Here is a 21047-nt window from a genome sequence, read left to right as displayed (position 1 = left end):
GACTTTATTACATGACTGTTCTTGCTTAACGTTAGGTTTTGGTGCGATAATCATGAGCGATTTACATCATGCAATAAGTATTGCTGATAAATCACACGATATAAACAAGCGCTGTGCATTACAGTAATGGCTAAAAAACCGCCAATGGTAATCCGCCTTGTTTCACGCTTTAGTAAGGTTAACGCCCGGTTGCATTAGCAATAAATTAATAATTTAAACCGGAAATGGGCTTTAGAGGCAACGACTACACTGCCGTTAGAAAGCACAAAACCTTACTTGCGAACATAAAATAAGTTCGCCATTTAGCAAACAGAATTAAATGACAAACAAGCGCCAGAGGGTCTCTCGCGCTTGTTAAGTAAAAAAACGAAACAAGGGTATGTCGCTCCCGACATCTTGCAAATAAACGCCGTCAACTCACGTATTATGAGTGAAAAAGGGGTTGAGCGAGATAATGCGGCTTTACAACAAAGTCCCCGTCCAGCCGTGAGGTTGCGCGGTGAGGGTTTGCACATGTCACTTTAATTTTGTGTCTAAATGGCTGTAAAAAACAGAGTTAGATACAATGAAAAGAATGTTAATAAATGCAACTCAACAAGAAGAGTTGCGCGTTGCCCTCGTTGATGGACAACGCCTTTATGATTTGGATATTGAAAGCCCAGGTCACGAACAAAAGAAAGCAAACATATACAAAGGCACAATAACCCGCGTAGAACCCAGTCTTGAAGCCGCGTTCGTTGATTATGGCGCAGACCGTCATGGTTTCCTCCCTCTTAAAGAAATAGCCCGTACTTATTTCCCGAAAGGATATAAATTCGAAGGTCGTCCTAACATCAAAGATGTTATCAAGGAAGGTCAAGAAGTCATCATCCAAATCGATAAAGAAGAACGAGGCCAAAAAGGTGCGGCCCTTACTACCTTTTTATCGCTTGCCGGTAGTTATCTTGTGCTTATGCCTAACAACCCTCGCGCTGGCGGCATATCAAGACGCATCGAAGGTGATGAACGCACCGAGTTAAAAGAATCACTAAGCAAGTTAGAACTTCCTGACGGTATGGGACTTATTGTTCGTACTGCGGGCGTTGGCAAATCTTTCGAAGAATTAGAATGGGATTTGAAAGTACTCCTTACCCATTGGGAAGCAGTATCTAAAGTGGCTCAAGAGCGCCCTGCTCCGTTTCTAATTCACCAAGAAAGTAACGTTATTGTACGTGCCATTCGTGATTATCTACGTCGCGATATTGGTGAAATACTGATTGATAAAACCAGCATTTATGAACAAGCACTTCATCATATCGAACTTGTTCGCCCTGATTTTGCCAGCAGAGTAAAATTGTATCGCGGCGAAGTGCCACTGTTTAGTCACTACCAAATAGAAAGCCAAATTGAATCTGCGTTTCAACGTGAAGTGCGTTTACCATCTGGTGGTTCAATTGTTATTGACCCAACCGAAGCGCTTACTTCAATTGATATTAACTCAGCACGCGCCACCAAAGGCGGCGATATCGAAGAAACCGCACTTAACACCAACCTAGAAGCGGCAGACGAAATTGCACGTCAACTTCGTCTTCGTGACCTTGGTGGGTTAGTTGTAATCGACTTCATCGATATGACACCTGTGCGTCATCAGCGCGAAGTTGAAAATCGCATGAAAGATGCGGTAAGAAACGACAGAGCACGCGTTCAGTTGGGCCGTATCTCGCGCTTTGGACTACTTGAAATGTCGCGCCAACGCCTACGCCCTTCACTAGGCGATTCAGCGCATATTGTTTGCCCTCGTTGTTCTGGTCACGGCACTATTCGTGGTACAGAGTCTTTAGCACTATCCATTCTTCGTATCCTTGAAGAAGAGAGCATTAAAGAGAACACAGGTCAAATCGAGGCACAGCTTCCTGTACCAGTAGCGACCTATTTGTTAAATGAAAAGCGCAAATCAATTCAGCTTCTTGAAAAACGTCACGGCGTTAATTTGTTGCTAATCCCTAACGCAAATTTAGACACGCCGCACTATCAAGTACTTCGCCGTCGTCCTGATGATGTTCACGCAGATGCTAGCTACGACGTTGAGCTTATGCCTGCTGTAGAAGCCGAAGCAGAATCATCGGCTGCTGCACCAGTAAAACGTGAAGAACCAGCACTTAAAGGACTTGTTGCGCCTACTGCTGCGCCAGTTGTAGCGCCTAAAGCGCCAGCAGCTAACGTTGAAAAATCAGACGATACGCCATCTGTTTTTGCTCGCTTAGGTAAGTGGATCAACGATTTATTCGGTGACAGCGAAGAAGAGAAAAAGAAACAGGAAGCGGAAGCAGAAGAAAAACGCAAAGCGCAAAGCAAGGCTCGACATCCGCGAAATCGTAATAACGATGATCGCCGTCGTAAACCGCGTAAAAATACACGCCGCAATGCGCCGTCGCAGGGCAAAGAGGATGAGCAAGACACGCGTAAGCCTCGTAATGACCAAGATGACAAGCGTAACAATAAAGGTCGTAAGCCGCGCAAAGCACAAACGCCACGCGAAGAGCACGCTAAGCCGTCTCAAGAGCCTGCAGCGAAAGTAGATACTGAACAGCAAGAATCGCAAACCCAAAAGAAACGCGAAGTAGCTGAACGTCGCAAGCGCCGAGACAAGCGCCGCACGGTTCGTGTAAAGCAAGACGAGGTGTCACAAAACGAGACGACGTCGACGACCGAAACACAACCTAGTGCAGCAAAACCTGCTAAAGCAAACGTTGAGAAACAATCGCCTGCTGAAGACAAAAAGGCGCAGCCAGTGCAATCCACTGATACCGCTACTGCAGTGAAAAACGATGCAATAGACAAGCCTGATGACGCAGTAGAAAACGGTGCTTCAGCCAATGAACAAGACGAGAATGGCCAAAAGCGCGAAAGCCGCGGTCGTTCACGCCGTTCTCCTCGCCATGTTCGAGCAGCAGGTCAGCGCCGTAAGAAAGAAGCACAGCTAACGGATGGCAGCGAAGCAGAGGGCGCGACAAATGCGCAAGAAACTTCAACGCCTAACAATGAAGCTCACACCGGTGACACCAACACGGTAGAGCAGACTCAAGCAGCCCTTCCAGGCAAGCTTGATGCTGACAGCAGCCAAGAAACAACACCAGTTTCAACAACGGATGAGCGCCCGGTTGCAGAGCAACACTCAGCAACTGAAGAAAGTGTAAAGGCAGAAACAAAGGTTGCACCTGTTGTCGAAACCAAGAACACCACAGCGCCAGTTGACGAAACCATTGCTGATAAGCCAGGCATGCTTGAAGCTGATACAGCAAACGTTGAAAAACAAGCGCCTGTTGAAGATGCCGTGCAAGCTACGAAGAAAGAAGAGAAAGCATCTGAAATTATTCAAGATGAGCTTCAATTCGATTTAACGTCGCCGGCTTCAGAAGCTGACGAAGCCAATAAGCGAAAGCCTGCTGAGAAAGTAACGCCTAAGCAAGCTGCGCCTAACGCTGACAACACTAAAGCACCGAAGAAGCCTGCACCAGCACCTAAAGCGGCTGTCGTTGCTGAGCCAAGCGTTGGTCTAGCAGCAAGCAGTCGCGGTAAACGTGGCGCTTCTCACCCCACAGCACTTCCTAGTGAAGTAAATGACGTGGCGGTAGAGGTAAATCTAACTGCAAAAGCAGACGATAGTCGCCCAGACGTGGTTGTTTGTGGCAAACGTGCTGTCATGTCGCAAGCATCGGCGAAAGCCTCTGCACCAACGACATTACCGGCAAGCGTAGACGACATGACTGCGTAATAATATGCAACCATCAGGTGCGTTAACTTGGTGAATGCTATTTATTAAAAAGCCGCTTAATTGCGGCTTTTTTGTCTTTTTATTATGCCAAAAAAGTGGTGTTGATTAATGCAAGTTGATGAAGCACATATTCGGTGGCTGTTTGATGTAACCGGCAAAACCGTCGTTGAAAGTAGCCTAATACAAGATCTTTGGAGCGGATATGGTGCTTGCTTTCGTGCGCGGTTAACAGGCTGTAACCAAAGCGGTATGGTAAGTGATGACGATAACCAACATGTGGTAGTTAAATGTGTGCAACCCCCAAGAGACGCCTCACACCCAAGAGGATGGAGTTCGCCTCATGCCCATGAACGTAAAATTCGTTCCTTTGAAGTTGAACATTATTTTTACACACATTTACAGTCGCTTACTGATGAAAACTGTAAGACGCCCCGCTGTCTCGCCCACGATAATATTGAGAATAATAGCTTATTGGTACTGGAGGATTTGGATAGTCTAGGTTTTAATGCACGCGCCAGTTCACTGTCTATTGAGCAAGCGTTACCCGTTATTGATTGGCTCGCCCATTTCCACGCGAAATTTTTAAATATCAAGGATGACCACGTATGGAATGAGGGAACGTATTGGCATTTGTCTACACGGTTAGATGAGTTTAACGCCATGCCAGACTCTCCTATTAAGCATGCGGCGCACGATGTCAGTTATGCGTTAGATAATGCAACCTATAAGACGCTACTTCATGGTGATGCAAAGGTAGCAAACTTCTGTTTCACACCAGCATTTGACGGCTGTGCCGCTGTGGATTTCCAATACGCCGGCCATGGCGTCGGGGTTAAAGATGTCGCGTACTTTATAGGCAGTGCCCTGTCAGAAGACGACCAATTGCAGGGTACTGATACGTGTATCGATTATTATTTTAGCGTGCTTCGTTCGCTACTTGTCGATAGCATAGGCCATACGGTGTTGAGTCAACTTGAACAAGAATGGCGCAGGCTGTATTCCTTTGCATGCGCTGACTTTTATCGATTTTTGGCCGGTTGGAGCCCTGCACATTGGAAAATCAATGACGCGCTTCGCATGCATTCTCAAAGCGCATTAAACCAATTGGATAAGTAGCTCTTCGTTTTCAATAGTATTAATAACACGGGTGAGCGCCTTGAGCATTGTTACCCGTTTTTATTTTTTACCGTTTAGAAAGTGGGCTCATCTTGGCACACATACGTAACATAGATAACTAAATATACGTTGTAATCCCTTATGTATAAAAGAAAGCTCTATTTTTTTGGGTTATTTTCTACCTTCATACTGCTTGTAGCGTTAGCCAGCGCCTCAATAACAGCGCACCTTACGCGTGAGAATCTGACACAAAGCCAACTTGCTCAAAACCTTCTGTCTGAACATCAGAAACTGTCTAGCATTTCATATCGCTTATTCAAACAACTTACTGATGAGCTGATCTTTGGCGTAGGCGCTAATCAGGCGAAAGTACGCAATAAACAGCAACGTATAGGTCAAATTCTGTCTCGCATTAAAAAACTTGAATTAGAACAGCGGTATGCGCTAGGCGTAGAAGCAACACAAGGTAGCGTCGAAGATACTGATGAACTCGAACGACTGATCAATGAAATCATCAAAGAGTTTGGTGTCATTTCACAGAGTAATGACGCTGCCCCCCTACGCGAACAGCAACGCTTACAAACGTTGCTTGAAAACACCATTGATAATCAATTTAGGGAATCAATAAATTCAGCACTCAATCGCCAGACCCAAGTCGTCTCGTCAATTAACGCCAGTATCGACACCCTGAATACCACCATTGTATGGTTTACTATTCTCTTAGGCCTAATAACACTTCCTTTTATTCTACTAGGCTGTTATTGGTTATTTAACGCGTTGTACCAGCCCTTAAACGTAATAAAAGCCGGCACAGACGCCATTGCCTCAGGTAATTACGATTACCGTTTGCCAGAAACGTTAGACAGCGAATTTACCGATCTCGTTCGTGCAATGAATGCTATGGTTAGTCGACTCGCTGAACACGAACTTCACGCAGAGGCGCACCGTAAACAGTTAGAATATGAAGTGGAAACGCGAACCAGAGCACTAACGGCGGCAAACAACCGATTAACTGACCTAGACACCCGTAGACGACAATTTATGGCTGATGTGAGCCACGAATTACGAACCCCGCTTACGATTATCCGTGGAGAGGCACAAGTTACGTTGAGACAATCGTCTCAAGAAGAACACGTGTATAAAGAAACCCTTCAGACTATTCTTAGTCAAGCTGTCAATTTAAGTAAGCTAGTTGACGATTTACTATTACTTGCTCGCGCTGAAATGCATGAATTCTCTCTTGAAATTTCTCAATGCGCGTTGCGACCTATCATTACACGACAGCTGCAGTTATGGGAAAAAATGAGCCCACAACGGGCATTTTCTATTGAATGGAACGCGCATGAAGACCTTAGCATTCTTGTCGATAAAGATAGATTCATGCAGGCTCTGACCATACTGCTGGAAAACGCCAACAAATACTCTCCTCCCTCGAGCACGATTACCCTTGCAGTAACCGTTGAGAATAAGTGGGCCATCATCAGTGTCATAGATGAAGGCGACGGAATATCCCCGTCCGATATTGAACACATTTTTGAGCGTTTTGTGCGATTAAAACGTAACACCGAAGGCATGGGGTTAGGCTTATCCATTGCACGTGCTATTGTTGATGCGCACAACGGAAAGCTGTGGGCGGAATCGACGCTAGGAGAAGGCTCTACCTTCTCGCTCTCGTTCCCCGTTGATGAATAGAAAATGGTACAAAATATGAAAATTTTAATTGCTGACGATGAGCGCCCCTTACTGCGCTTTATATCTCGCGGCCTAACCGCTGAGGGGTATGAATGCATTGAAGAAGAGCAGTTACATAACCTTGTGACACGCATTAAGCAAGAATCGCCCGCCATTGCTGTGCTTGATAGAATGTTTGGCGAAGACGACAGTGTGGAATTACTGCCAACCATAAAGGCGATGCCAAACGCGCCAATGATTTTATTGCTTACTGCGGTTGATGACGTCAAGGCTCGTGTTACGGGGCTAAATCAGGGTGCCGACGACTACCTGTGTAAACCCTTTGACTTTGACGAGTTGCTAGCGCGCATTACGGCGCTTAGTAGGCGTAGTCCAATAAGTCATATTGAATCAGGGCTAACAGTGGGCAAACTCAAAATTGATAATGAATCTCGTATTGCAACGCTTGCGGGACAAGAGCTTACACTGACTAAGCTAGAATACGATTTGCTGTATTACTTCGCTGAAAATGCCGATAAAGTACTATCGCGCGAGCGAATCCTTAGCCGCGTATGGCGGAGTCACAGTGATCCATTAACTAATGTTGTTGACGTCTACATCAGCAGGCTGCGCCAAAAACTCGCATCAGAAACAAGCTTATCGATACAAACGCTTCGTGGGAATGGATACCGTCTTAGCGGCGCATAAAAAAAGGCTCGCCTTTTATTGTTAAAAGCCGAGCCGCGATCACCTACAAAACGCGAAAGTAGGTCAAGGTGAGAATAGAAAGGCAGTGTCTACCTTTCAACACACTGGGAACACAGGTTGAAACACACTATCCAAACTGTGAAACTAGTATATAGATATAACCTAATAGAATGATTAGCCAAACATTAAAAGAAGATGAATACGGCATTAACGTTTTAACGGGTGGTGATTTTCTTCATATCAAGATGCGGTATACCATCTTCTAAATAGACTGACGAACTGGGCGAAAAGCCAAATGATTGATAAAAGCCCAGTAAATATTCTTGCGCACCGATCTCAATATCATTATTCGGCCACAACGTTTCGCATAACCCTATCGCCTCTTTAAGCAACACTTTCCCGGTTCCAATACGACGAGCTTTAGCTGCCGTTACCACTCGACCAATACTGCTACTCTCATAACTCAAACCTGGTGGAATTACCCGTGCATAGGCAACTAAATCTTGCCCACTGAAGCCCATCAAGTGACGGGTTTCAGGATGTCTGTCTTTTTCGTCAAGTTCTGGATAGGCACATTCCTGTTCAACCACGAACACATCAACACGAAGTTTAAGCACGTCGAAGAGTTGGTGCGTAGACAGTTCATCAAATGGTAATGATACCCATGAAAGCATAATATAAATCTCATCTTGTAGTGGTAAAACACGCACAACACAAAGGGCAACATTTCATGTTGTTTTTAATGCTGGGCTGTCTGTTTGCTTGTGCGAGTAGTAAAATGTACGTTTTACTCAGCGCAAACTCGAAAATTAGCAGCTAGAAAGAGACAACAATATGAGCGATAGCTTGCCTCATAACAAAAAGACGGCGTTACCGTGTTATAGGTTTCGCCGCCTTCGTTAGTTTGCTTTATAACATCCTTTGTATTTCCACTGAGTCATAGTGTCTCGCCTAACGCCTCGCTACTCGCAAGCGCCAGTTGAAATCTACCACGTCAAGTCATCTGGAATTTCATAATCGGCATACCAGTCATCTTGGTCTTGTTCTTTACCTTCGCTATCGCTGGTGTCTAAGTCTGCTCGATAGATAATTGATTGCGCATCACGCTGCGCAATCTTCTCTGCAACCGGCGTCGGCACCAGTTCGTAAGCATCGTCTAACAGCACAACCGTCAGGCGACCTTTTGTCACCTGTTTATGCATGTCATTGCTCACGTACATCCGCTTAACGACATTGTCATGCGTGAAGTTTAGTACCGTATCACCTTTTCGTTCTTGCTTATTAGTAATGATAAGCTGTCTTACTTGGGCCACAATAGAGCGCTTTTCACGCTCTTGCTGCTGAAGTTGGTTAAGCTCGCGTGAGCGCGCCTTTTTTTCTTCAGCGGCCTGTTGGGCTGCCAGTGTCGCTTCGTCAACTACTGGTTGTTTTTGCTTAACTTTCTGCTTTTTACGCTTATCAGCGCGCGCCTGCTTTGCAGACGCTTTATTCGCCAAACCCGCTTTTAATAATTGGTCCTGTAAGGAGGCCATGTATTACTCTCTATTACTTGCTTTTCTTTGCTTTACTTTTCGACGCCGGCTTTTTAGGAGCTTGCGCTTCCCATTTACCGTCTGTGTACCAGGCCGACCATCCCGTCGCCTTACCTTCTTTGTTTTCAGACATTACATATTGTTGTTTTGTCTTACGGCTGTAACGCACAATACTTAAATTGCCATCAGGATCTTTAGGTGGCGCATCAGCAAGATAATAGAATTTCGGCGAAATTCTATCCCTAAAGCGTGCAAGTTCCTCAACTTTAGGCGCTCTTGTCTCACGCGACTTAGGAAAGTTGTGCGCTGCTAGAAATATACCTGACGCACCATCTCTTAAGATGAAGTGCGCGTCAGATTTCTCACAAGGTAACTCTGGTAAATCAACCGGATCTTCTTTTGGTGGCGCAGCCTCTCCATTGCGAAGCAATTTACGCGTGTTTTTACACTCATCGCTCGTGCAACCGAAGTATTTGCCGAAACGCCCGTTTTTTAACTCCATATCACTGCCGCACTTATCACACTCAATAAGCGGGCCGTCGTAGCCTTTAATCTTAAACGTACCCTGCTCGACAAGCGTCCCATCACATGTTGGCGTATTACCACACACATGCAATTTACGCGTTTCGTCAACCAAGTAGCTGTCCATTGCGGTGCCGCATTTTGGACAACGTTTTTTAGAACGAAGTGCTTCTGTCTCTAACTCATCTTCGTCGTCAACCTTGACCACTTCATCGCCCGACGTCAGGTTCATGGTATTCGTGCAACGCTCTTTAGGCGGTAGGTTATAGCCGGAACATCCAAGAAATACGCCAGTAGACGCCGTACGTACATTCATCTCACGGCCGCATTTGTCGCAATCAATATGCACTGGCACTGCCTGATTCAGGCGCATTCCACCTTCTTCAGGTACTTTTTCAGCGTTTAACAACTTGCCATAAAAACCACTGTAAAACTCGTTTAGAACGTCTTTCCAGTCTTTATTACCGTGAGCAATATCATCAAGGTGTTGCTCCATATTGGCGGTAAAGTCGAAGCTCATCAAGTCGTCAAAGTTTTCCATTAGGCGGTCGTTAACGATTTCGCCCATTTTCTCCGCATAAAACCGTTTATTTTCTAAACGAACATAACCACGATCCTGAATCGTTGAAATAATGCTCGCATAGGTAGATGGACGACCGATTCCGCGTTTTTCTAATTCTTTAACCAGTGACGCTTCGTTAAAGCGCGCAACAGGTTTGGTGAAGTGTTGCTTAGGATCAAGCGCGTTTAATTTAAGCGCATCTCCCTTTTTAACATCAGGCAACATTAACTCTTCATCGCCCTTCTTACGAAGCTGAGGTTGTACACGCGTCCAACCATCAAATTTCAGTACGCGGCCTTTTGCTGTCAGTTCATAATCACCGGCAGCAACCCGGATAGTGGTGGCATCGTACTTAGCCGGCATCATTTGGCAAGCCAAGAATTGTCGCCAAATAAGTTCGTAAAGACGCTGAGCGTCTCGCTCCATGTCACCTAATGTTGCAGCACTTACTTTAACATTCGACGGGCGTATCGCTTCGTGCGCTTCTTGGGCACCATCTTTACTCCCGTAACGAATCGGAGATTCAGGTAAGTAATTCTCACCAAAATTATCACCAATGTAGGCACGTGCGCTGTCGAGGGCCTCTTGACTCAAATTGGTTGAATCGGTACGCATGTAGGTAATATAACCAGCCTCATAAAGGCGTTGCGCCATCATCATTGTTTTCTTAACACCGAACCCCAGTCGTGTACTAGCAGCTTGCTGCAAGGTCGAGGTGATAAAAGGGGCAGAAGGACGGCTTTGTGTTGGTTTTGACTCACGGCTTTCTACCGTATATTGAGCATTTTCAAGCGCCGCTAATGCGGTGTCTGTTTCTGCTTTATTCTTCGGTTTAAATGCACTGCCGTTATGCTTGGCAACTAACATGCGAAGCGCGGCATTTTCGGCGCTATTTAAGTCTGCATGTACGTCCCAAAACTCTTCTGGCACAAACGCTTTAATCTCGCGTTCACGCTCTACAACAAGGCGCACCGCAACAGACTGCACACGTCCAGCCGAAAGGCCTCTGGCAATTTTTTTCCATAGCAGCGGCGACACCATAAAGCCTACTACTCGGTCTAGAAAGCGGCGTGCTTGCTGCGCATTAACACGATGTAAATTAAGTTCGCCCGGTGCAGAAAACGCATCTTGTATTGCGTTTTTGGTTATCTCGTTAAATACAACGCGTTGATATGTTTTGCCCTTACTTCCTAAAAGCTCTTGTAAGTGCCACGCTATTGCTTCTCCCTCGCGGTCCAAATCGGTTGCGAGATAAATAGTGTCAGCATCTTTGGCGAGTTTCTTAAGTTCGTTAACGACTTTTTCTTTGCCTTGTAACACTTGATAATGGGCCTTCCAGTTTTGTTCTGGATCGACACCCATGCGATCGACAAGCTTTAAATATTCGTGTCGACGAAGGTATTCTTCTCTCGCTTCATCGCTTAATGTTTTAAGTTCTTTTGCCGGTTTTTTAGGCTCAACCTTGCCTAATGCCTTCGTAGGAAGATCCCGTACATGGCCAACCGAACTTTTTACAATAAAATCTTTACCAAGATATTTATTAATCGTTTTCGCTTTGGCTGGTGACTCGACTATGACCAGTGATTTTGCCATATAATTGAACTAAACCTATTGATTTTTAATGACTATTTAAGTCAATTCGGGAAATTTGGGGAGCCCTAACCATTTATATGGGGTACCCGCTCTTTTTTAACATATATCTACAAAGTGAATGGAAAACAAGATCTTCTTCATAGTTATTCTTTCTAATGCTGCAATCACGAGCAAAAACCGCTCAGTTTTTAACCACCCGCATTGGCATTGCTAATAAAAACCGTATAATGCCAGCCATTCCGCAGATTACTCACTAACATTCGTGGGTTATTATCGTGCTGCATGGCAGCCGCCATTCACTTTTATAGGGTAGCGGTCAAATGCGTAAACACCAAGTAGAGGGACATTATGAAGCAATTTGAAGTTAATTTTGACGGTTTAGTCGGCCCAACACACAATTACGCAGGGCTCTCCTTCGGTAATGTCGCCTCTTTGAACAATAGGAATGCATCAAGCAACCCTAAACAAGCCGCCATGCAAGGTCTTTCTAAAATGAAAGCGTTGTCTGATATGGGCATGATGCAAGGTGTGCTTGCGCCTCAAGAGCGACCGGATATCGCAGCACTTCGTCGATTAGGCTTTTCGGGGTCAGATGCCAGAGTGCTAGAAAGCGCTGCAAAGCAGTCTCGCGAGATTTTTCTCGCATGCTGCTCTGCCTCAAGCATGTGGACCGCAAATGCCGCCACAGTCTCTCCTAGCGCCGATACGGCCGATGGACGTGTGCATTTTACCCCAGCAAACCTGACTAACAAGTTTCATCGCTCTCTTGAACCCCAGGTAACCGGCAATATCCTCAAGTCAACGTTTGCTAATGAAAAACACTTCGCTCACCACACTCACCTGCCTGACAATGAGCACTTTGGTGATGAAGGGGCGGCGAACCACACACGCTTATGTTCGGAATATGGCCATGCAGGCGTCGAGCTTTTTGTTTATGGACGACATGCGTTTGATCCTAGCAAACCCGCGCCGACGAAGTTCCCTGCTCGACAAACTCTTGAGGCGTGCCAGGCAGTAGCCAGATTGCACGGGTTGAGTGAAGAGAGCGTGGTTTATATGCAACAAAATCCCGACGTAATTGACCAAGGGGTTTTCCACAATGATGTTATCGCAGTGGGTAATCAGAATGTCTTGTTCTTCCACGAACAAGCCTTCTATCAAAAAGACGCCGGGTTAAAAGAAATTCAAGATAAATTCGGTGACGCAGCGCTCCACTTTATTGAAGTACCAACGAACGAAGTATCGGTTCAAGACGCAGTAAAAACGTACTTATTTAACACGCAAATTATAACGCTTCCGAGCGGCGACATGACGATTATCGCTCCGACGGAGTGCGAAGAAAATGCGTCGGTTAAGCATTACTTAGATAAGCTAGTTACGCTAGGAACACCGATCAAGTCAGTCAATTACTTCGATGTTAAGCAAAGCATGCGAAATGGCGGTGGTCCAGCATGTTTACGATTGCGCGTTGCCATGACTGATCAAGAATTGGCCGCAACCAACCAAGCAACGTTAATAAATGATACGCAGTTTGCTCGCTTGAACACATGGGTAGAAAAGCATTACCGCGATACCCTAAGCGAAGATGATTTGCGCGACCCACAACTTCTTATTGAATCGCGTACGGCGCTTGATGAGCTAACTCAACTGCTTAAGTTAGGGTCAGTTTATCCGTTCCAACAAGACTAACCGACACCAGATAATGAAAAAGCCGGCATAGAGCCGGCTTTTTTATTTGTCGTGAAAACGCATTATGCCTATGGCGTCACGTCCGTACACTGGTCGGTTATACCGAATGGGTTAGCTGGCGGGCTCGCCCCCTCATTGGTAAGGTCTTCCCCTGCAATACCCAATGTATAATTTACGTGGGCTTGTGCCTCGCTCCCAGTAGACTGACCAAAGACAGTAACCACAGCATCGTACCAAACGGCATAGCTTCTTGGATAACGATATTCAAGTTCCGCGTAGCCATTTTCATCAGTCACCGCATCGCCTGCAAACGAGATGGTACCAATAACCCCAGGGGTGAGTAATCCATCTTCATTCGTATCTTCATCGGTAGGCGATGTATCCAAAATACCATTGTCATTTACATCTTCGTTTTGACATCGTTGTACGATGTTTGCTACCCAAATTGAGTCTAAATCGTCATAACTCCAGAAACCGGTACGGTACTCACCATCAGCATTGTATTTTACCGGTGTCACTGACGCTGTCAGCGCAACGCCGCTCACAGGCTGCCCTACCGAATCAGACACAAACACCCCAAAGCGCTTTAAGTATGACGTGGTCGTAGGTGATTCGATGATATTACCCGTACCGATTGAAATATCGAACGCACGGTTGCCCACAGTGAGAACAACATCATCGGCTATGGCCTCATCATCAGCCACAAATGCAGTGATCGCCACCGCTTCTTGGCTTGATACTGAGCCTGATGTAAATACCGTGTTTGCAATTCCTTTACTGTCTGTTGTTGCCTGAGACGGTGAAACGAAGCCAGTCGAAATATCAGAGACACTGAAATTTACAACGGTGTTTTTGACTAAGTTTCCATCAATATCACGAACCACTGCACTTATTGTGCTGGTTTGACCATCTGGACCGAGTATATCTGGTGATGCATCAGCAATTAGGGTATGTGGCGTGGTAGCAATAAACTCTACTTGCGTTACGGCTGATACCACGGTGTTGCCATTGGCATCGGTACCCGTTGCGGTAATAGAAGAAATACCCGCATTGGTGGAACGCACTTGGATAGTCGCCTGCCCGTTGGCGTCAGTCGTTGCGGTTGACGAGCCATCAATTTCACCACGAGACACACTAAACGTAATATCTTCACCTGAAACAGGATTGTTATCTTGACGCCACTGCACCGTAATCGCTTGCAGCGTACCTACCGGTATTTCCTGTTCTGGTAAGTTAACGTAACCAAATTCATCTTGCTGCACTTGCAACGTAAATTCGCTCGACGCATTTAATGCCGACGCGGTAATGGTATCCTCACCTGATGTAGTCGCTGTATATGTCACCACCGCTTGACCATTCGCGCCGGTGTTTACCGTTGTTTCGCCCAGCGTGCCGTTCTCAGCAGACAAAATAACGTCTTGGTTAAGGATAGATACGCCATCTGAGTCTTGTACACGAATGGTATAATCAATACTGTCGTTCAGAACGGCAGAGTTCGACCCTGTTATTGTCACTTCTGTGCCAACAATCGCTATGGTTACGTTTTCTGAAAGCGAACCAGCAGATGCAGTAATAACAACATCACGGTTTGAGGCATTGTTTTGTGTAGACAGTAGTGCTCGAGCGGTACCATCTGCTGCGGTATCTGGTTGCGTTAGTTGAAGCTCTACCCCGGCATTAGTTTGAGCCGAAAAGCTTACGCTTACCCCTTCCATTAACACGCTTTGTTCATTTTTAACTAGGGCAATTAGCTCGATGTCATCAGAGCCGCTTGTGGCAAGTTGCACCGAACTGGCAAACAACTCTAGCGAAGCAGGCTCCTCACTGACGGTGGTACTCCCCGCTGAACTGAAGGTCGTTGCGTCTGTTTCACCACTAGGTAGCGTAACGGTTAATGCGCCATCTCCAGAAGCTTCCCCTACAGAAAGGCCTAATTCAGCGATACCGTCATCATTAGTGCGAGCAGTACCCGTATCATTAGCAAATACAGCCAAATCTTCGTTACTTAAAGAAAACGTGAGAAGAATATCAGCCTGTGGGTCGCCATTAGAGTCGGTCACCACTGCTACTGCGGTAAGGGGGTTATTTGCTGTCAAATCGCTATCAACATCGCCATCGCTATTTTGTAATGTGAGGTCAACAGACACCGTCGGCGGTATCGTGGTCGTTATCGCCTGGGCTGAAAAGGTGGTTGTTCCACTCTCACCCGTGCTTAAGCTTGCGGTGATTTCACCGTCTCCCGATGCGGTACTTGCTTGAAGGTTAAGACGAGCCACACCATTACCATCGGTTCTTGCCGTCCCCGTATCATTACCAAATTCGGCTAATGATGGGTCGCTCAGCGTGAACGTAAGCAATAAATCTGACTGCGCTTCACCATTGCTGTTTACAACGGTGGCTACCACTGTGAGAGGGTTAGACTCGGTTAGGCTGTTATCTGCTGCTCCACTCCCATTTTCAAGGGAAAGCGAAACAGAAAGCGTCGGGGTAACGCCGCCACCATTTCCGCCTGTACCGTTGTCATCATCTCTAGAGACGGCGCCGCCTCCTCCACATGCTACTAGCATAAAAATTGCGCTAAGTAGACTAAGCGTCTTTGCTAATGTCCGCATAATTCGTTCCTGAACCTCTATAAATGACAATTGCGTCGTTTTTTATGTTTAAAAATCAAAAGAATCTGGCACACTACCTGTGACTAAAAATATAAAAATACCGCACAGGGAATATTCATGTCTCAATCTGCACACAAGTATAGTTTAACCGCCCGCATCTTTATCGGCATGATCGCCGGTATCTTTATCGGGGTGATGCTCCAGTTATTATTTGATGATAGCGGAGATTTCACGTTTTCGGTATTCGGTTTAGACTTCTCAACGTATGACATTTTTGTTGAAGGTATATTTTCAACATTAGGTCAGATATTTATAGCCAGTCTTAAAATGCTGGTTGTACCGCTGGTATTTGTTTCACTTATTTGTGGCACAAGCACCCTCTCGGACCCCAGCAAGCTGGGTCGCTTGGGGGCGAAATCGGTAGGATTGTATGTTGTCACAACGGCTATTGCCATTACACTGGCCATGAGCATGGCTTTGTTTATTGGTCCGGGAGAAGGGCTTAATCTGACAACAGAAAGCACGTTCCAAGCAAAAGAAGCGCCCAGCCTGTCTGACGTTATCGTTAACATGTTTCCAAGCAACCCAATCAATTCAATGGCCCAAGGAAATATGCTGCAAATTATTGTATTCGCAGTGCTATTTGGCATTGCGATGGCAATGACGGGTGAAGCCGGTAAACGCCTTACCGCCGTGTTTGAAGATATTAATACGGTCATCATGCGCCTGGTAACCATCATTATGAATCTTGCGCCTTACGGTGTATTCGTACTCATGGCAAAGTTATTTGCAACCATTGGTGGCGACACAATATTAAGCTTGGCCAAATACTTTTTCTTAGTATTTGGGGTGCTCATACTGCATGGGTTAGTAACCTACTCGGTTTTACTTAAAGTGCTAGCGGGCTTGAACCCTATCATTTTGATAAAGAAAATGCGCGATGCCGCGTTGTTTGCCTTTAGCACGTCAAGCAGCAGTGCAACGCTTCCTGTTACCATGGAGACGGCGAAAAATAAATTGGGGGTGGGTAACTCGGTATCGTCATTTACCTTACCACTAGGCGCGACGATTAACATGGACGGCACTGCTATTATGCAAGGTGTAGCCACGGTGTTTATCGCTCAAGTTTATGCGGTAGACTTAACACTTGGTGACTACATGATGGTCGTACTGACCGCGACGCTTGCATCAATAGGTACAGCAGGTGTGCCAGGCGTAGGGCTTATTATGCTCGCGATGGTCTTACAGCAAGTAAATCTTCCCGTAGAAGGTATAGCCCTCATTATTGGTGTTGATCGTTTATTAGATATGACGAGAACAGCGGTGAATATCACTGGCGACTGCATGGTGTCGTGTGTGGTAGCGAAAAGCGAAGGCGCGCTAGATGAAGCCGTTTACTACGACGAACATGCGGGCGAAGCGCAGGAAAACGTAGATTTTGAGCATTTTGACAAAAATGCGTAAAGGTAAACGTGCCTTTTCGTAATACATTGTATTGCGGGTTAACCAAAAGGGGATAGCAAGGCTATCCCCTTTTTTGTGCCTATCTTAATGAAGCGAGCGTGAAGGTTGCACCTTTGTCGCTTTATGAGCGGGGTAAAGGGTAGCGATAATCGATAGTATGACCGCCAACGCTGCGGTGATGACAACGTCTTCCCATTCAAGTTTTGAGGGAAGAAAGTCGATAAAATATATATCGCCTGACAACACTTCAATACCAAGGGCATCTTCAATTGCGCCAACGATGGTTGACAAATTTGGCGCGACAACTAATGCACAAACAACGCCAACGCTCATACCTATCAAGCCATTTAACATGCCTTGCACCATGAACGTTTGTCTTATTAAACTATCCGTCGCCCCCATTGTTTTAAGAATGGCAATAGCAGATTGCTTTTCTCGCACCGCCATGACCAATGAAGAAACAATGTTGAAGCATGCCACCGCAATAACCAGCGTAAGCGCGATGTAAACGACAAAACGAACCAACTGAATATCGTTATATAAATGACCTTGTGTTCGCGTCCAATCTGACATGTACACGGCTTGGGGGTAATTATAGCCAATATCACGCATCGTGGTATTAGCAGAAAATGGGTCGTCAAATGTAAACCTAAGACCCGATGCTTGCGATGATAAGCCTAGCGCTGTAGATGCTTTGGCTAAATGCATTACGCCCAACTGATTATCTAATTCGCCGCCGATACTCAGTACCCCTGCAACAGTAAGAGAAACCGTTGTCGGCGCTTTGAACCTTAGGTCATCGGTAGCAACCGGAACAAGTACTTGAAGTTTATCACCTGTGGATAACCCTAGCGTCTTCGCAATACCCTTCCCTATTAATACGGCGTCTGGATTTGAAGAAAATGCTGACCAATGCGCGTTGCTGACTTGCTGACCTACTGTCATGGGATTATCTTCAGGCCGTATTCCCGTTAACTCTGCCGCCTTTAGCTCACCTTTATACTGCAACATACCTGTAAGCTTTGTGTAGGGAATAACGCGGGCAATGCGGGGGTCTTGATTAAGCCTGTAAAGCTGTGCGTCTAGGTTATTAATGCCTGAATTGTCGACACTGTATAGCTCACCATGAGGCACAATACGAAGTATTCGTTCAGTCAGCTCGCGCTCGAAACCATTCATAACACTGAGCAGTACGATTAATACAAAGCATCCCAAACCAACCCCGACCGTCGAGGACACTGAAATGAAAGAGATAAATTTATGCTGCGACTTTGCATGGCGAAAACGTTGCGCAATAAACCACGCTAATTTCACGCTATTGGTTCCTTTGTTTTCGCGTCATCTTCACGACGAGATGGCAGTATTTGAGAATGATCAGCGTCGCACACTAGCTCACCGTCTTTGATCCGCAGCACCCTGTCCATTTTATTTGCAAGCTCGATATCATGGGTCACAACAACAAATGCAGTGTTGTGTTTTTCACTTAGCGATGTCAGTAATTGATAGATCTGTTCGCCAGTCGTGTCATCTAGATTACCAGTGGGTTCGTCGGCTAAAACGACCGAAGGTTTGGTTACCAACGCCCTGGCAATAGCAACACGTTGACGCTCCCCTCCAGAAAGTGCCGATGGGAGGTGTTCAGCCCTGTGCGTTAACCCTACTTGGTCAAGTAACACCGCCGCTTGCTTTTGAGATTCTGCTGCTGAGTTCCCACGGATCCGCAAGGGCATCGCCACATTCTCTAACGCGCTAAACTCCCCGAGCAGATGATGAAACTGGTAAATGAAACCCATTTCATGATTTCGTAGATGGGCCAGTTTCGTAGCGCTTAGGCCTTTGAGGGGGATTTCATTGAACCAGACGTCTCCAGAGGTCGGCTCATCGAGACCGCCTAAAATATGAAGTAACGTACTTTTACCCGAGCCAGAACTCCCTAGAATGGCTACCTGTTCTCCCGCTCGTATAGACAAAGAGACGCCATTCAATACTGGGGTCTCATTTCCCGCTTCTAGATATGTTTTACTGATAGCCCGGCAACGAAGCACATCCTGCATGCAATACTTCTTCTTATAAAAAATAAAGCACACATGGTAGCGTTAATCGTTATTCGCGCCAACTGTAATACACGCCAATTCTATAAATGGCTAGTTTTTAGAACGGCGAAGGGTTTCAGCTAACGCTTCTGCGGTTTGCGCTTTACCAAACAGCCAACCCTGTCCGTAGGCAATGTTGAGTTTTACTAACGCTTCACACTGCTCGTTGTTCTCAACGCCTTCAGCAATCAGCGAGACCTCAAGCCCATCCGCAATACTGACAATGTGCGGAATAAGCGATGAGCGAATGCTGTGATCTTCCATATCCATGACAAAACTTCTGTCTATTTTAAGAAGGTCACAGTTTAGTGACTTTAACTGGCCTAAATTAGAATACCCGACACCAAAGTCATCGATTGCAACCATGAAACCTTTACTTTTCAGCGCTTTGATATGCTTCGCAGCGATATTAGTCGCAATATGTTCGTCTTCTGTAATTTCTAACACCAACGCAAACTCTTTGGTATTTAACGCAATCAGCCAATCAAAATCGATGATTTTTTCACGCGTAAATTCAAACGGAAACAAATTGAACGACACCTTAAACCCTTTGGGTATCGATGGTGCATTGTTGAGATCCCGCATCGCTGTTTCAACCATTAAGCGTGTAAATTCCCACGTTTTGTTTTGCAGCCTAACTTGCGCGATAAACTCATCAGGATAAATGACGCCAAATTCGTCCTCAAAACGACTTAATACTTCGCACCCTATCACCTCACGAGTGGTTAAATTCACGACCGGCTGATACAAGCAGAAGAACTTACCGCTGTTAAGCCCACGCTCTATGCGAGACTCTAATGAGTGCCTATGCCGTAAGAAGTTAAACATAAGCATATGGGAGAGGGCTGCACTCATCAGCATTACAATGATGAGTAATGCGAGCTTTGACTTATGTAAATTAAAGAGTCGCCCCTGATCAGCAATCACTTTTAAGCACGTGAGGCTATACCGCTTATCACATTTGATAAAACTGAGTGAAAATAAACTGGATGCGCGAGACAAATCGTCTGCTGTCACATCGCTTTTGATGAGCTGTGAATTGCCGGCGATGTGGTAAGTTTCATCGCCTTTGTAAAAGAGTTGCCAATCTTGCAAATAGCCATTGCCGATGATGCCGTTCATATCGAGTACAGCATTATAGCGGCCTCGTTTTACTATTGTGGCGGTAGACTGCTTTTCAAACAGGGCAAGCGGCGTATTTATCCAGAAGATATCACCCAATGCGGTTTCGAAGTCGGGCACTTCTTCTTGTATCGGTGCGGGCAAAATACCAAGGTAGGTACTACAAGAAAACTGGCCTTTTTCGTAGAAGCCAATTTCCTTTACGTACCGAGAACGAAACAATGCTTTTCGCATATCAACAAGGTGTGCTTCATCGCATATCTCGTTAGGCAGCGCATTAAGATAATCCAGGGTGACTTCTGCATCTCTAAACACGGTATGCACTTCCCCGAGTATCTCTGTCGCCCGCTCATCTTCTTGTGAACGAATAACAGAAAACAACAACATGCCTAATAAGGCTGACACCCCTATCACCGTGAGTGTTGATACCGCAAGTGCTTTGATGTTGTCTTTAAAAAGGAGTTGTCTTGTAGGGTGCGATGCCATAACGTTTTAAAATGATTTAACACAGGTATAGCGTAGACGGTCTGGGATTTATTGCACTATTTTAGCCTACATAGGATAAGTAGCATTAGTGATGCGTTTTATTGAGAGGTAAAGCTAGGACGC

General features: G+C 45.7%; 13 protein-coding genes. 6 read left to right on the top strand and 7 right to left on the bottom strand.

Annotation, left to right across the window (positions count from 1 at the left end; genetic code table 11):
• The first annotated feature begins 565 nt into the window (after nucleotides 1–565).
• From rne to ACOJRU_RS07535, 4 genes are all read left to right on the top strand, one after another.
• Entirely contained in the window at nucleotides 566–3754 is a 3189-nt protein-coding gene (gene rne, locus ACOJRU_RS07550; RefSeq protein ID WP_421134403.1) for a ribonuclease E, read from the top strand.
• 108 nt (nucleotides 3755–3862) lie between these two features.
• Nucleotides 3863–4870: a phosphotransferase gene (locus tag ACOJRU_RS07545; RefSeq protein WP_421134402.1), complete on the top strand. Its 1008-nt coding sequence runs from the start codon at nucleotides 3863–3865 to the stop codon at nucleotides 4868–4870.
• A 141-nt stretch (nucleotides 4871–5011) separates the two neighbouring features.
• Nucleotides 5012–6562: an ATP-binding protein gene (locus ACOJRU_RS07540; protein ID WP_421134401.1), complete on the top strand. Its 1551-nt coding sequence runs from the start codon at nucleotides 5012–5014 to the stop codon at nucleotides 6560–6562.
• Between the two features lie 15 nt (nucleotides 6563–6577).
• The gene (locus ACOJRU_RS07535) at nucleotides 6578–7249 is read left to right on the top strand and encodes a response regulator transcription factor (RefSeq protein WP_421134400.1); all 672 of its coding nucleotides are present in this window, start codon (nucleotides 6578–6580) and stop codon (nucleotides 7247–7249) included.
• A gap of 215 nt (nucleotides 7250–7464) precedes the next feature.
• On the opposite strand, the gene ACOJRU_RS07530 is transcribed toward ACOJRU_RS07535, so the two are convergent.
• From ACOJRU_RS07530 to topA, 3 genes are all read right to left on the bottom strand, one after another.
• Nucleotides 7465–7923: a GNAT family N-acetyltransferase gene (locus tag ACOJRU_RS07530; RefSeq protein WP_421134399.1), complete on the bottom strand. Its 459-nt coding sequence runs from the start codon at nucleotides 7921–7923 to the stop codon at nucleotides 7465–7467.
• Nucleotides 7924–8235: 312 nt separating this feature from the next.
• Nucleotides 8236–8781 (bottom strand): DUF2058 domain-containing protein, encoded by a 546-nt coding sequence (locus ACOJRU_RS07525; protein ID WP_421134398.1) that lies wholly within the window; start codon nucleotides 8779–8781, stop codon nucleotides 8236–8238.
• 13 nt (nucleotides 8782–8794) lie between these two features.
• Nucleotides 8795–11458, bottom strand: a complete 2664-nt coding sequence (gene topA / locus ACOJRU_RS07520; RefSeq protein ID WP_421134397.1) for a type I DNA topoisomerase — start codon at nucleotides 11456–11458, stop codon at nucleotides 8795–8797.
• 348 nt (nucleotides 11459–11806) lie between these two features.
• Here topA and astB point away from each other — a divergent pair, with 348 nt between their 5' ends.
• On the top strand, nucleotides 11807–13147 hold the full coding sequence (gene astB / locus ACOJRU_RS07515) for an N-succinylarginine dihydrolase (RefSeq protein WP_421134396.1): 1341 nt from the start codon (nucleotides 11807–11809) through the stop codon (nucleotides 13145–13147).
• Nucleotides 13148–13215: 68 nt separating this feature from the next.
• Here the strand turns inward: astB and ACOJRU_RS07510 are convergent, their stop codons facing one another.
• Nucleotides 13216–15759 carry a beta strand repeat-containing protein gene (locus ACOJRU_RS07510; protein ID WP_421134395.1) on the bottom strand — a complete coding sequence of 848 codons (2544 nt, stop codon included), beginning with the start codon at nucleotides 15757–15759 and terminating at the stop codon, nucleotides 13216–13218.
• A 117-nt stretch (nucleotides 15760–15876) separates the two neighbouring features.
• Between ACOJRU_RS07510 and ACOJRU_RS07505 the strand changes: the two genes are divergently transcribed.
• Entirely contained in the window at nucleotides 15877–17223 is a 1347-nt protein-coding gene (locus tag ACOJRU_RS07505; protein WP_421134394.1) for a dicarboxylate/amino acid:cation symporter, read from the top strand.
• A gap of 84 nt (nucleotides 17224–17307) precedes the next feature.
• Here ACOJRU_RS07505 and lolE read toward each other — a convergent pair whose 3' ends face one another.
• From lolE to ACOJRU_RS07490, 3 genes are all read right to left on the bottom strand, one after another.
• Nucleotides 17308–18537, bottom strand: coding sequence for a lipoprotein-releasing ABC transporter permease subunit LolE (lolE, locus tag ACOJRU_RS07500; RefSeq protein WP_421134393.1), 1230 nt, complete (start codon nucleotides 18535–18537; stop codon nucleotides 17308–17310).
• Nucleotides 18534–19277 (bottom strand): lipoprotein-releasing ABC transporter ATP-binding protein LolD, encoded by a 744-nt coding sequence (lolD, locus tag ACOJRU_RS07495; protein ID WP_421134392.1) that lies wholly within the window; start codon nucleotides 19275–19277, stop codon nucleotides 18534–18536. The genes lolE and lolD overlap by 4 nt, the downstream gene beginning before the upstream one ends.
• A 90-nt stretch (nucleotides 19278–19367) precedes the next feature.
• Nucleotides 19368–20924 carry an EAL domain-containing protein gene (locus ACOJRU_RS07490; protein ID WP_421134391.1) on the bottom strand — a complete coding sequence of 519 codons (1557 nt, stop codon included), beginning with the start codon at nucleotides 20922–20924 and terminating at the stop codon, nucleotides 19368–19370.
• Between the last annotated feature and the right edge of the window lie 123 nt (nucleotides 20925–21047).

This window comes from Alteromonas algae, from assembly GCF_049117195.1.
Taxonomy (GTDB): domain Bacteria; phylum Pseudomonadota; class Gammaproteobacteria; order Enterobacterales; family Alteromonadaceae; genus Alteromonas.
This window is presented reverse-complemented; position numbering and strand designations above follow the sequence as displayed.